Source organism: Streptomyces abyssalis, assembly GCF_001751365.1.
Classification (GTDB): domain Bacteria; phylum Actinomycetota; class Actinomycetes; order Streptomycetales; family Streptomycetaceae; genus Streptomyces; species Streptomyces abyssalis.
In genome coordinates, this window is record NZ_LJGT01000038.1 from 1,567,030 (window position 1) to 1,579,316 (window position 12,287).

11 protein-coding genes are annotated in these 12,287 nt (G+C 69.3%); 6 read left to right on the forward strand and 5 right to left on the reverse strand.

Annotation, left to right across the window (positions count from 1 at the left end; all coding sequences use genetic code 11):
• Positions 1 to 88 precede the first annotated feature (88 nt).
• Positions 89 to 1,042 carry a DUF389 domain-containing protein gene (locus AN215_RS14150; RefSeq protein ID WP_070009427.1) on the forward strand — a complete coding sequence of 318 codons (954 nt, stop codon included), beginning with the start codon at positions 89 to 91 and terminating at the stop codon, positions 1,040 to 1,042.
• A 218-nt stretch (positions 1,043 to 1,260) separates the two neighbouring features.
• Here the strand turns inward: AN215_RS14150 and AN215_RS14155 are convergent, their stop codons facing one another.
• From AN215_RS14155 to AN215_RS14170, 4 genes are all read right to left on the reverse strand, one after another.
• Positions 1,261 to 2,937, reverse strand: coding sequence for a BCCT family transporter (locus AN215_RS14155; protein ID WP_107374334.1), 1,677 nt, complete (start codon positions 2,935 to 2,937; stop codon positions 1,261 to 1,263).
• 154 nt (positions 2,938 to 3,091) lie between these two features.
• Positions 3,092 to 3,298, reverse strand: coding sequence for a DUF2277 domain-containing protein (locus tag AN215_RS14160; RefSeq protein WP_070009429.1), 207 nt, complete (start codon positions 3,296 to 3,298; stop codon positions 3,092 to 3,094).
• 101 nt (positions 3,299 to 3,399) lie between these two features.
• Positions 3,400 to 4,431, reverse strand: coding sequence for a rod shape-determining protein (locus AN215_RS14165; RefSeq protein WP_070009581.1), 1,032 nt, complete (start codon positions 4,429 to 4,431; stop codon positions 3,400 to 3,402).
• A 55-nt stretch (positions 4,432 to 4,486) separates the two neighbouring features.
• On the reverse strand, positions 4,487 to 6,475 hold the full coding sequence (locus AN215_RS14170) for an ABC transporter ATP-binding protein (RefSeq protein ID WP_079122968.1): 1,989 nt from the start codon (positions 6,473 to 6,475) through the stop codon (positions 4,487 to 4,489).
• A 380-nt stretch (positions 6,476 to 6,855) separates the two neighbouring features.
• On the opposite strand from AN215_RS14170, the gene AN215_RS14175 reads away from it, so the two are divergent.
• Positions 6,856 to 7,095, forward strand: a complete 240-nt coding sequence (locus AN215_RS14175; protein WP_070009430.1) for a DUF397 domain-containing protein — start codon at positions 6,856 to 6,858, stop codon at positions 7,093 to 7,095.
• A gap of 214 nt (positions 7,096 to 7,309) precedes the next feature.
• On the opposite strand, the gene AN215_RS14180 is transcribed toward AN215_RS14175, so the two are convergent.
• Entirely contained in the window at positions 7,310 to 7,825 is a 516-nt protein-coding gene (locus tag AN215_RS14180; protein WP_070009431.1) for an ATP-binding protein, read from the reverse strand.
• Positions 7,826 to 8,174: 349 nt separating this feature from the next.
• On the opposite strand from AN215_RS14180, the gene AN215_RS14185 reads away from it, so the two are divergent.
• The 4 genes from AN215_RS14185 to AN215_RS14200 all read left to right on the forward strand — a co-directional run bounded on the left by AN215_RS14185 (position 8,175) and on the right by AN215_RS14200 (position 12,021).
• Positions 8,175 to 9,014, forward strand: a complete 840-nt coding sequence (locus tag AN215_RS14185) for a Sco1979 family transcriptional regulator (RefSeq protein ID WP_245694440.1) — start codon at positions 8,175 to 8,177, stop codon at positions 9,012 to 9,014.
• A 97-nt stretch (positions 9,015 to 9,111) separates the two neighbouring features.
• Positions 9,112 to 10,569, forward strand: a complete 1,458-nt coding sequence (locus AN215_RS14190) for an aldehyde dehydrogenase family protein (protein ID WP_070009433.1) — start codon at positions 9,112 to 9,114, stop codon at positions 10,567 to 10,569.
• 122 nt (positions 10,570 to 10,691) lie between these two features.
• A complete protein-coding gene (locus tag AN215_RS14195; protein ID WP_070009434.1) occupies positions 10,692 to 11,276 on the forward strand; it encodes a DinB family protein in 585 nt (194 codons plus the stop codon).
• A 124-nt stretch (positions 11,277 to 11,400) separates the two neighbouring features.
• Positions 11,401 to 12,021, forward strand: a complete 621-nt coding sequence (locus AN215_RS14200) for a PadR family transcriptional regulator (RefSeq protein WP_070009435.1) — start codon at positions 11,401 to 11,403, stop codon at positions 12,019 to 12,021.
• Positions 12,022 to 12,287 lie beyond the last annotated feature (266 nt).

The following is a 12,287-nucleotide window of genomic DNA, read 5'->3' on the forward strand; positions in this document are numbered from 1 at the left end:
GGCCGGCGGAATCCACCTGCCGGCGTGGTACCGGCGGAATCCACCTGCCGGCGCGGTACCGGCGGCGGCGCACGTCTAGTCTTCCGCCATGCTTCATCTGCGGCTGATCAGTCCGTCGTCGCGCACCGGCGAGGTCACGTCCCTGCTGGAGTCGACCGTCGGCACCGCACATCTCGTCATGCTGCCCGGAGCGGCCCGCGACCCGGTGGGCGACGTGGTGATGTGCGACGTCGCCCGCGAGGCCGCGGACGGTCTCATCGCGAACCTGCGACGGCTCGGCCTGGACGAGCACGGCGCGATCTCGATGGAGGACATCGACCTGTCGCTGTCGGAACGGGGGACCCAGGCCGAGGTGGACGCCCCGGGCGAGGGCGTCGACGCCGTCCTGTGGGAGAAGCTGACCGACGCCACGCACGAGGAGTCGCGGCTGTCGGTCACCTTTGTGGCGTTCCTCGTCGTGGCGACGATGCTGGCCGCATGCGGCGTGATGCTCGACAGCGCGATCCTCATCGTCGGCGCGATGGCGGTCGGTCCGGAGTTCGGGCCGCTCGCGGGTGTCTGTACGGCGCTCGTACGGCGCACCCCGCGGCTGGCTCTGCGTCCGCTGGCCGCGCTGGTGGTGGGCTTTCCGGTGGCGATGCTCGTGACGGGCGCCTTCACCGTACTGATGGACGCCTTCGGCCTGTTCACCCTGGAGAGGTACGAACAGCCCCATCCCGTCAGCGACTTCGTGTGGCAGCCGGACATGATGTCGTTCGTCGTGGCCGCCCTGGCGGGCACCGCCGGAATGCTCTCGCTGACCTCCGCCAAGTCCGGCGCCTTGGTGGGCGTCGCGATCTCCGTGACGACGGTGCCGGCCGCGGCGAACGCGGCCCTGGCCCTGAGGTACGACCATGTGGGCGAGTCGGTCGACTCGGTGCAGCAACTGGCTCTGAACCTGGCCGGCATCCTCGTCGCCGGCACGCTGACGCTGGTGGGGCAGAAGGCGTTCTGGGCCTGGAAGCGCAGGCACCTCGCGCCCGCCGCGAAGTCCGCGGGCTGACGGACGCGAGGGGAAACGCGAGCGGGAAACGCGACGGGGGATACGCGAGCGGGAAACGCGAGCGGGAAACGCGAGCGCCCCGCCACGGCGTGCCGTGACGGGGCGCTGTCATGCGCTTCCGCGTGCGCTCCGTACGCGTCGTCGCGCACCGGTCGCGCCTGTCTTACCTACGGGTTGTCCGGACCGGCTCGGGGACCGGTCCGGGCTCCGGCCCCGGGTCATTCCTTGCTGACGGTGTCCGTCCCGCTGCCCTCGGACTTCGAACCGCCGTCCGAGGAGGCGCCGTTGGTCGGCCCGATGAGGATCTCGTACTCGCCGCCGTACTGCTCGTGACCGGCGATGACGGCCGTCTCGATGGCCTCGTCGCCGCGTTCGCCGACGACGATGAGCCGGTCGCGGCGCAGATCCCGCGTCATGGCGATACACATGCCGACCATCACGATCGTGAACGGCACCGCCACCAGAATCGTCAGATTCTTCAGGCCGTTGAGCGCTGTGGCTCCGCCGCCGCCGAGCAGCAGCATGATCGCTGCGACCGCACCTGTCAGCACACCCCAGATGATGACGACGCCACGCCCCGGCTCCAGGGTGCCCTTCTGCGAGAGCGTCCCCATCACGATGGACGCCGCGTCGGCGCCGGAGACGAAGAAGATGCCGACGAGGATCATCACGAGGAGGCTGGTCACGCTCGCGATCGGGTACTCACGCAGCACCGCGAAGAGCTGGCCCTCCGCGGTCGACTCGTCCGTGATCTTCGCGCCGGTGCGCTCCAGGTGAATGGCGGCACCGCCGAAGATCGCGAACCAGATGAGGCTGACGACGCTCGGCACCAGGATGACGCCGCCGACGAACTGCCGGATCGTACGGCCGCGGCTGATGCGCGCGATGAACATGCCGACGAAGGGCGTCCAGGAGATCCACCACGCCCAGTAGAAGACCGTCCATGCGGAGAGCCAGTCGGCCACGCCCTTGCCCGCGGTCGAGTCCGTGCGGGCGGCCATCTGGGGAAGGTCGCCGAGGAACGAACCCACGGACGTAGGCAGCAGGTTGAGCATCAGGATCGTCGGACCGACGATGAAGACGAACAGGACCAGCAGGCCCGCCAGCACCATGTTGATGTTGGAGAGCCACTGGATGCCCTTCTCGACACCCGAGACCGCGGACGCCACGAACGCCGCCGTCAGCACCGCGATGATGAGCACAAGGACGGGAGTGCCGACGGTCGCGGCCCAGCCGACCTCCTTCACACCGCTGCCGATCTGCAGGGCGCCGAGGCCCAGCGAGGCTGCGGAGCCGAAGAGCGTCGCGAAGATGGCGAGGATGTCGATGACGCGCCCGAAAGTCCCGTTGGCGTTCTTCTCACCGATGAGCGGCGTGAAGACGGCGCTGATCGTCTGCCGGCGGCCACGCCTGAAGCAGCTGTAGGCGATGGCGAGACCGACGACCGCGTAGATCGCCCACGGGTACAGAGTCCAGTGGAAGAGCGTGGTCGCCATCGCGGTCTCCATGCGCTCCGCGGGGCTCCCGCCCGTGCCGGGCGGGGCGTCCACGAAGTGCGTGAGCGGCTCGTTCACGCCGTAGAACATCAGGCCGATGCCCATACCGGCGCTGAACATCATCGCGACCCATGACACGGTCCGGAACTCCGGCTCCTCGCCCTCCTTACCGAGGGTGATCTTCCCGTAACGGCTGAAGGCCAGCCAGAGCGAGAAGACGACGAAGCCCGAGGCGGCGAGCACGAAGGCCCAACCGCCGTTGTGCATCGTGCTGTTGAGCATCGTGGTCGCGACGCTGTCCAAGGCGTCGGTGGCCACCGCCCCCCAGACCACGAAGGCCAGGGTCATCAAGGCGGTGACACCGAACACCACTTTGTCGGTCTGCGGACTCCGCGTCATCCGCAGACCGCCGGAGCCGCCACCTGGCGGTTCCCCTGTCGCGTTCTGTTCCACCCGTTTATCCGGCACGCTGTGGACCTCTCAGTTCTGGATCAGATCGGGGAGCAGCTACCCGACTTTCTGATCAGCATGCCGTCCGAATACCTGTTTGTCTTCAGCTACGTACGACCAGTGACGAAAGCAGGTCTTCGGTCGCCGCTGCTACCCGTTCGACGGCCTTGTCGAAGGCTTCGGCGTTGTGTGCCGCGGGGTGCCGGAAGCCCGACACCTTCCTCACGTACTGCAGGGCCGCGGCCCTCATGTCGTCCTCGGTGACGGTCTCGGCGTAGGGCGGGCGGAGTGTCTTGATGCTTCTGCACATACTTCGACGCTACGTCCGCACTGCCCGCCGGGTCACCGTCCGGGACGGCCTGCGGACGGACGGCGGGTCCGCGGTGGTGGGTGACGGGTGTCGGCCGGCAGTCAGTGGACGTCCACATTGAGTGGTCTGACCTGCCCTTCGACCATGGCCGCGAGGCCGTTGACCGCGCTGAGGGACGGCTGTTCCGCGATGTGCACGGGCATGCCCGTACCCGTACGCAGACGCTCGTCGAGCCCCGGCAGCAGTGCGCTGCCGCCCGCCAGCACCATGCCGCGGTCCGCGAGGTCCGCGACCAGGTCCGGCGGGCAGTTGTGGAGGACGCTGCGGATCGCATCGGAGAGCCCGATCAAGGGGGCCTGTATGGCCGCCCGCACGTCGTCCGGGTTGATGCACACGGTGCGGGCCATGCCGGTGGCCACGTCGCGGCCCCACACCTCCGTCGCCTGGGCGGGGTCGCCGACGCCCGTGAGCGCCAGGTGCAGCGGGCGGACGGCCTGGCTCGGCAGGATCAACTCGTGGTGGTTGCGCAGGTGCTGGATGACGGCGTGATGAATGGTGTCGCCGCCCATCGGCACGGTCGTGGCGGAGACGATCGCGCCCAGGGACAGCACCGCGATCTGGGTCGTGGTGGCCCCGCAGACGAGGATCATGGTGGCCTCGGGCTGCTCGACGGGCAGTCCGCAGCCCACCCCGGCCGCCGTGGGGGTGTCGACCAGCTCGACCTGCTTCGCGCCGACCCCGGTGAGGGTCTCGACGGCGGCACTGCGGGCGAGCGGATCGGCGTTGTGCGGGATCGTGACCGCCGCGCGCTGCATGGCACCCCGGCGCCGCCACGCCCGCCGTACCGACGACCCGACCAGCGCCCGCAGCATCCGCTGGGCCATCTCGATGTCGATCACGGTGCCGTTGCTCACGGGACGTACGACGCGGATGTGGCCCGGCGTGCGCCCGTCCATGCGCTCGGCGGCGCTGCCGACGGCCATGAGTGCTCCGGAGAACGTGTTGACAGCGACGACGGACGGCTCGTCCACGACGAGCCCCGCGTCCTTGATGTGGACACGTGTACGGGCGGAGCCGACGTCGACGGCGACCGAGCAACGGCGCAGCTGATCAAGAGGCTTGCTCACGGTGATCCCCATCCTTGCCGGTGCCTGGGAGGGGTCCGCCCCGCGCGTGGCGACCCTGTGCTCAGCGTGCGCTCGGCCCGGTCGCACCGCCCGCTGGGCTGCTCTGCACGGGTGACGCGGCCTTCGGCTGTGCGTGGCCGGTGCCGGTGGTCGTCCGGGCCTGCGGCAGATTCCCCTCCGGCAGCGGGGGCCGTTCGCTGAACTGCGTGCGGTGGAGCTGCTCGTAGCGTCCGCCGAGGGCCAGCAGCTCCTCGTGCGTACCACGCTCCACGATGCGTCCGCTCTCCAGGACGAGGATGAGATCCGCGGCCCGTACGGTCGACAGCCGGTGCGCGATCACCACGGATGTGCGTCCGGCGAGCGCCTCGCCCAGGGCCTCCTGCACGGCGGCCTCCGACGTCGAGTCGAGGTGGGCGGTCGCCTCGTCGAGGATCACGACGCGCGGCTTGGCCAGCAGCAGCCGGGCGATCGTGAGCCGCTGCCGCTCACCGCCGGAGAGCCGGTAGCCGCGTTCGCCGACGACGGTGTCGAGCCCGTCGGGCAGCGAGGCGATCAGGCCGTCGAGGCGTGCCCGGCGCAGCGCGTCCCACAGTTCGTCGTCGGTGGCGCCGGGACGCGGCAGCAGCAGGTTGGCGCGGATGGTCTCGTGGAAGAGGTGCCCGTCCTGGGTGACCATGCCGAGGGTGTGGCGCAGCGACTCCGCGGTCAGATCGCGTACGTCCGTGCCGGCGATCCGCACGGTGCCGCTGTCTGCGTCGTAGAGCCGCGGTGCCAGGGACGCGATGGTGGACTTGCCCGCCCCGGAGGAGCCGACCAGCGCCACCATCTGCCCGGGCTCCGCGCGGAAGGAGACGCCGTGCAGGACCTCCTCGCCGCCGCGGGTGTCGAGGGTGGCGACGTCCTCGAGCGAGGCGAGCGAGACCTTCTCGGCCGACGGGTAGGCGAAGCGCACATCGTCGAACTCGACGGAGACCGGCCCCTCCGGCACCCTCTCCGCGTCCGGCTTCTCGTCGATCAGCGGCTTCAGGTCGAGGACTTCGAAGACCCGCTGGAAGCTCACCAGCGCGCTCATCACCTCGACCCGGGCACCGGCGAGCGAGGTCAGCGGCGCGTACAGCCTCGTGAGCAGCAGCGCGAGGGATACGACGGTGCCCGCGTCGAGGGTGCCGCGCAGCGCGTGGTAGCCGCCGAGCCCGTACACCAGGGCGAGCGCGAGGGCGGAGACGAGCGTGAGCGAGGTGATGAAGAGGTGCTGGACCATCGCCGTACGGACGCCGATGTCCCGAACCCGCCCGGCCCGGCGTGCGAACTCGGCCGACTCCTCCTGCGGACGCCCGAAGAGCTTGACGAGCGTGGCGCCCGGGGCCGAGAAGCGCTCGGTCATCTGGTTGCCCATCGCGGCGTTGTGGTCGGCCCGTTCACGCTCCAGGCGGGCGAACCGCGCACCCATCCGCCGGGCGGGCAGCACGAAGAGCGGCAGCAGTACGAGCGTGAGCAGCGTGATCTCCCATGACAGGCGGAGCATCACCACGAGGGTCGCCAGCAGCGTGACGAGGTTGCTGACCACCTGGGAGAGGGTGTTGCTGAAGGCGCGCTGCGCCCCGATCACGTCGTTGTTGAGCCGGCTGACGAGTGCGCCCGTGCGTGTGCGTGTGAAGAACGCCACGGGCAGACGCTGTACATGGTCGTACACCGCCCTGCGCAGATCGAGGATGAGACCCTCCCCGATACGGGCCGACAGCCAGCGTGTGAGGAGCCCGGCTGCGGCCTCGGCGACGGCGATGAGCGCGATCACCGAGGAGAGCACGACGACGGTACGGACCGCGGCGCCGCCGGTGATGGCGTTGACGACCCTGCCCGCCAGGAGGGGAGTGGCGACGGTGAGCAGGGCCAGCGCGCTGCTGCCGACCAGGAACGCGACGAGCGCCCTGCGGTGGCCGCGGGCGAAGCGAAGGATGCGGGCGAGGGCTGCCCGCGAGAAGGGGCGCTTGTCCTGCTGGGCGTAGCGCGAGGCGTAGAGCGCGTGCCACGCGGTCGTCTCCATGCTCATGGTCTCTCCTGCGGGTGCCGGTGACGGTGTGGTCGGTACCTGGACGAACCTAGAAGTTGAAGTTTCCTTGAAGTCAAGAGGCGAGGGTTTCGGGTCTCAGGCGCGCAGCAGGAGTTCACCGTCGCGGAGGCGGGGCAGGAGGCGGCGTACCGCCCCGGACGCCGCGGAAAACGGAACCGGAGGACTCCGGGTGATGGGTGGTCAGCGGTCTGCAAGGGGCTTTGACCGGCTGTGATGGGGCAGCGACAGGGTGTCGTGCACGTGCATCGGCACATGCATAGGCACATGAACGAGGTTATGATCCAGGGCAGTTGACGGACATCGGTGTCCGTACCGCGCACTGTGCGACACCCCCCACCGCACCAGCCCGGGAGATCCAAGTGCCTCACCCGTACAACGGCATGGCCGCGAGGGACCTGCACGGGGCCGAGTGGCAGAAGAGCCGGCACAGCAACTCGCAGGGCACCTGCGTGGAGTTCGCAAGGCTGCCCGGCGGCGACATAGCCGTACGGAACTCACGCTTTCCGGACGGTCCGGCGCTGGTCTACACACCCGCGGAGGTCGAAGCGATGCTCCTCGGCGTCAAGGACGGCGAGTTCGACCACCTCGTGCAGGAGTAGGTCCTGTTCGGACAGGGCCTGAGCGGGCCGGCCCCCGCGGCGCGGCGCCGGGGCCGCACGGGAAGACGCACGCGGCGCGGCGGAGGTTGAGCCGCCCGTGGCGCGAAGTCACGTACGGGCGGAGGGTCTTGGGCCAGGGCGATCGGCTGCGGGCTTCACGGCTGCGGGCCTTGCCTCCGCGCTTCACGGCAGCGACGCCGCGGGCGTGAGTGCCTCAGGCGGAGCGCACGGAGGTCAGCCGGAAGAGCGCCCACACCACCTTGCCGCGCATCATGCCCGTCATCGGGTGCCAGCCCCAGCCGTCGCTGAAGGACTCGACCAGGCACAGGCCGCGCCCGGACTCGGCGGTGAAGTCCGCGAACTCGGTGCAGTTGTTGGTGGTCTCGGGCGGCGCGCCGCTCGGGTCGCGTACGGCACACACCAGCCGCGCCGCCCACCGCATCAGGTCGAGTCTCACCGGAGCGGCCGGCTCCGGCGCGGGTGCGATTGAAGCCGGCAGCCCGTGGCGCAGGGCGTTGGTCACCAGCTCGGAGACGACCAGGGCGACGGTGTCGAACTCGCCTTCCAGCCGCCAGCGTTGCAGGGTCTCGTGGGTGAAGTCCCGTGCGCTCTTCACCGCGTCGAAACGCGCGGGCAGTGCGCATGTGGCGGACCCGGAGACGGTCGAGTGGCCGAGGTGCGGGAGGCCACGCCACATGGGCTCCAGCACGGTCGATCCTTCGGTCCCCATGACGAGCCACTCCTGGCGTTGCGGCAGTGATGATCCTGTGTGGATCCGGTCGGCTTGCTGTCCCGATGGGTCTCGCTGTTCCTCGTTCGCCGTTCCCCGTGTGTCACAACTGTGCTGGCATGCAGCGCACTTGTGCGATCCCTATGGTTCCCAATGCCCACGGCAGATGCAAGGGCAGATGCACGTGCACGAGAGACTTTCGATCGTGTGTAATCACCCGGGCACGCAACGGAGCGCATTGATGGCACACTTCCTTCAGAGCAGGGTGAAGGGTTTCTCGAAAATGGAGACACAACCGGCAATGGGTGCGAGCAGCGGCGCAATCGGGGCGAGTGGCTCAAGCGGGTCCATGGTGCGGCGCATTCTGCTCGGATCCCAGCTCCGCCGCCTCCGCGAAGCGTGCGGGGTCACCCGCGAGGCCGCCGGTTATTCGATCCGTGCGTCCGAATCCAAGATCAGCAGGATGGAGTTGGGCCGTGTGAGCTTCAAGGCCCGCGACGTGGCCGATCTGCTGACGCTCTACGGAGTGGTCGACGACACCGAGCGCGAGCCGCTGCTGGGTCTCGCGAGAGATTCGAGCATAGCCGGGTGGTGGCACAGCTACAGCGACGTCCTGCCCGGCTGGTTCCAGACGTACGTCGGCCTGGAGGGCTCCGCCTCCCACATCAACACCTACGAAGTGCAGTTCGTGCACGGCCTGTTGCAGACGCAGGAGTACGCACAGGCCGTCGTCACCGCCGGCCACCAGAGCCACATCCCGCACGACGAGATCGAGCGCCGGGTCGCTCTCCGTATCGAGCGGCAGAAGCTCCTGCTCGGTGAGAACGCCCCGAAGTTCCTCTGCATCCTCGACGAGGCCGCGCTGCGCCGCCCGTTCGGCTCGCACGCGATCATGGACGCTCAGCTGCGCCATCTCGCCGAGGTCTCGGAATCACCCAACATCATCGTCCAGGTCGTCCCGTTCGAGCTGGGCGGGCACCCCGCCGAGAGCGGTGCTTTCACGCTGCTGCGCTTCCCCGAGTCGGACCTCAACGATGTCGTCTACCTGGAGCAGCTGACCAGTGCTCTTTACCTGGACAAGAAAGATGAAGTCGCTCACTATGACCAGGTGTTGAGTCGATTGGTGAAGGACAGTCTCTCCCCGTCGCGTACGCGCGATCATCTGCAGGCAATACGGCAACTCGGCTGAATTGCAAGTACGATGACCAGTCATCAGTACGGAGTTGTGCTGTGCTGCGGCCCCAGGCGGCATTGCTCAGCTTGTTCCTGCCCCACGAAGGAATGACATGTCCTACTTCACGGACCTGGCGCTTCAGTACATAGACGGCCAGTGGTGCGAGGGAAGCGGTTCCTGGGACATCATCGACTTCGACCCGTACAACGACGACAAGCTCGCCGCCATCACGGTCGCCACCGCCGAAGAGGTCGACCACGCCTACCGTGCCGCCCAACGCCACCAGCGCGACTGGGCGAAGACGAATCCGTACACCCGGCGGCAGGTGTTCGAGCGTGCGATCCGCATCATCGAGGACAACGAGCAGGAGATCAGCGAGGCCCTGATCTCCGAGGTCGGCGGCACGCGCCTCAAGGCGGACATCGAGCTCCACCAGACCAAGGAATTCCTGCGCGAGGCCGTCCACTTGGCGCTCCGCGCCGAGGGCCGCATCGTGCCGTCGCCCATCGACGGCAAGGAGAACCGGGTGCACCGCGTCCCCGTGGGCGTCGTCGGTGTCGTCACCCCGTTCCACTTCCCGTTCCTGCTCTCGCTGAAGACGATTACGCCGGCGCTCGCACTCGGTAACGCCGTCGTGCTCAAGCCCCACCAGAACTCGCCGGTGTGCGGCGGTTCGCTGGTCGCGTGGGTACTGGAGGAGGCGGGCCTCCCGCCGGGCCTGCTGAACGTGGTGATCACCGACACCGCCGAGATCGGCGACACCTTCATCGCGCACCCGGTGCCGAAGGTCATCTCCTTCACCGGCTCGGAGCCGGTCGGCCGCCAGGTCGCCACCGTCGCCGCCTCGCACTTCAAGCGCACCGTGCTGGAGATGGGCGGCAACAGCGCACTCATCGTCCTCGACGACGCCGACGTCGACTACGCGGTTGACGCCGCCGTCTTCAGCCGCTTCGTGCACCAGGGCCAGGTGTGCATGTCGGCCAACCGCATCATCGTCGACCGGGACATCTGCAAGACGTTCAACGAGAAGTTCACCGCCAAGGTCGAGACCCTCAAGGTCGGCGACCCGAGGGACCCGGACACACAGATCGGCCCGCTCATCAACGCCGTTCAGGCCGACAAGGTCAACTCCCTCGTGGAGCGCACCATCGAGGACGGCGCCACCGCCCTCGTACGCGGCACCAAGCAGGGCAACCTCGTCTCGCCCAGCATCCTCACGGACCTGCCCGACGGCTCTCCCGCCCTCCGCGAGGAGATCCTCGGCCCCGTGGCGCTGGTCATCCCGGTGGACGGCGACGACGAGGCAGTGCGGGTCGCCAACGACACCCCGTACGGCCTCGGCGGCGCGGTGCACACGGGCAACATCGACCGCGGTCTGCGCATGGCCCACCGGATCGAGACCGGCATGGTGCACATCAACGACACCACTGTCGCCGACGAGCCGATCGTCCCGTTCGGCGGCGAGAAGAACTCCGGTCTGGGCAGGCTCAACGGCGAACAGATGGTGGACGCCTTCACCACCACCAAGTGGATCTCCATCCAGCACGACCGCAGCGGCTTCCCCTTCTGACCGCGTCCGGACGCCGACCGGTCCGGGCCGGCTTGAGGACACTCCCTGACCGCAAGCCCTCATAGCGTGGTCGTCATCGAGAGGCGCCGTACAGGGGCGGCTCCTGGCGGAAGGTGACGACCATGCCCGTAGTGGTGAAGCCCGAGGCACCCGGCGACGAGCGCGGCGCGCTCCTGGCGTACCTGGATGCACAGCGCGGCGGAATCAGGCGGGCACTGCACGGGCTGACCGAGGAGCAGGCACGCAGCGTCCCCTCGGCCAGCGCGCTCTCGCTCGCGGGGGTGCTCAAACACGTGACGTACGGGGAGCGGGGCTGGCTCCGCACCTTCCAGGCGGACGGCCAGGACTACGACTTCACGGCGGCCGCCGCCGAGTGGGAGGACAGCTTCACCCCGCACGAGGACGAGACCGTCGAATCGCTGCTGGACCTGTACACCCGGGCCGCGCAGGAGACCGACGCGGCCGTACGCGCCATCGGCTCCCTGGACGAGACGTTCGACTCCCCGAAGGTCCCCTGGGACGAGGGCGGCAAGCGCTCCTGGCGGTACGGGCTGCTGCACCTCATCGAGGAGACGGCACGGCACGCGGGCCATGCCGATGTGATCAGGGAGAGCATCGACGGCAAGGGCGCCTTCGACCTCGTCTTCGAAACGGGTGCGATGCCCGAGCCTGACTGGGCGGCCTTCGGCAGCGAGCCCCTGAAGTAGCCGGTCCGGCCCTGGCCTGACCCGGCAGCCTCCAGCGGCGCCCGCGTCCCGCCCGTCTAGGCTGGCGGCGGCGCGGGCGGGCACCGCGGAGGCTGCGGGCGTTTGAAGCGAGGGACGAGGGACGATGTCGGCGATCCGGCTGCTGGTGCTCGGGGCGGTGCGCCAGCACGGGCGGGCACACGGCTACATGGTCCGCAACGACCTGGAGTTCTGGGGCGCGCACGAGTGGTCCAACGCCAAGCCGGGCTCGATCTACCACGCGCTCAAGCAGCTGGCCAAGCAGGGCCTGCTCCACCCGTACGAGACCGCGCCGAGCACCGCGGGGGGCCCGCCCCGCACGCAGTACGAACTGACCGGCGCCGGCGAGGCCGAGTTCATGAAACTGCTCCGGCACGCGCTCACGGCCATCGACGAGAAGCAGGACATGCTCACCTCCGGCGTCGGCTTCATCGTCGACCTGCCGCGCGAGGAGGCGGTCGCGCTGCTCGAGAAGCGCATCGCGGCGCTGGAGGAGTGGCGGCAGGAGGTCACGCGGCACTGGACGCCCGAGCAGAGCACCCCGGAGGAGTGGGGTCACATCGGCGAGATCATGAAGCTCTGGGTGCACAACGCCGACAGCGGCGCGCAGTGGGCGCGCGGCCTGGTGCAGCGGCTGCGGAACGGCGCGTTCGTGATGGCCGGCGAGGGCGACCGGCAGGTCAACGTGCTGCCGCCGGGCACCGGAAACCCGTACGCGGAGCAGTGAGCCGGCTCTTCGGCCTGCCGGGCGGCCGACGCCGGGCACGTGGACGGGCGCCGCCGCCAAGCGGAATCCGGTGCGATCCGATGCCCGCCACGGCAGGGCCCGTACGCGAACTGTTCGTCAACCCCGTGTGAGGCGGCGGGGGTTCGTGCCCGCGCGGAGCACGTGCGGCCGCCCGGCCGCCCGGCCGCCCGTCCCGTCCGTGGTGTTCCTCACGCTCCCGCTGCCTCGCCGGCGCCCGCCCGTGCCGCCGGCACCGGGACGCCGCC

Bases quoted from the DNA above. Each gene is read 5' to 3' on its own strand.
- AN215_RS14195 (WP_070009434.1), top strand. From the start codon at position 10,692: ATGCCCGTAGTGGTGAAGCCCGAGGCACCCGGCGACGAGCGCGGCGCG.
- AN215_RS14190 (WP_070009433.1), top strand. From the start codon at position 9,112: ATGTCCTACTTCACGGACCTGGCGCTTCAGTACATAGACGGCCAGTGG.
- AN215_RS14170 (WP_079122968.1), bottom strand. From the start codon at position 6,475: ATGAGCATGGAGACGACCGCGTGGCACGCGCTCTACGCCTCGCGCTAC.
- AN215_RS14180 (WP_070009431.1), bottom strand. From the start codon at position 7,825: ATGGGGACCGAAGGATCGACCGTGCTGGAGCCCATGTGGCGTGGCCTC.
- AN215_RS14150 (WP_070009427.1), top strand. From the start codon at position 89: ATGCTTCATCTGCGGCTGATCAGTCCGTCGTCGCGCACCGGCGAGGTC.
- AN215_RS14160 (WP_070009429.1), bottom strand. From the start codon at position 3,298: ATGTGCAGAAGCATCAAGACACTCCGCCCGCCCTACGCCGAGACCGTC.
- AN215_RS14185 (WP_245694440.1), top strand. From the start codon at position 8,175: ATGGTGCGGCGCATTCTGCTCGGATCCCAGCTCCGCCGCCTCCGCGAA.
- AN215_RS14200 (WP_070009435.1), top strand. From the start codon at position 11,401: ATGTCGGCGATCCGGCTGCTGGTGCTCGGGGCGGTGCGCCAGCACGGG.
- AN215_RS14155 (WP_107374334.1), bottom strand. From the start codon at position 2,937: ATGACGCGGAGTCCGCAGACCGACAAAGTGGTGTTCGGTGTCACCGCC.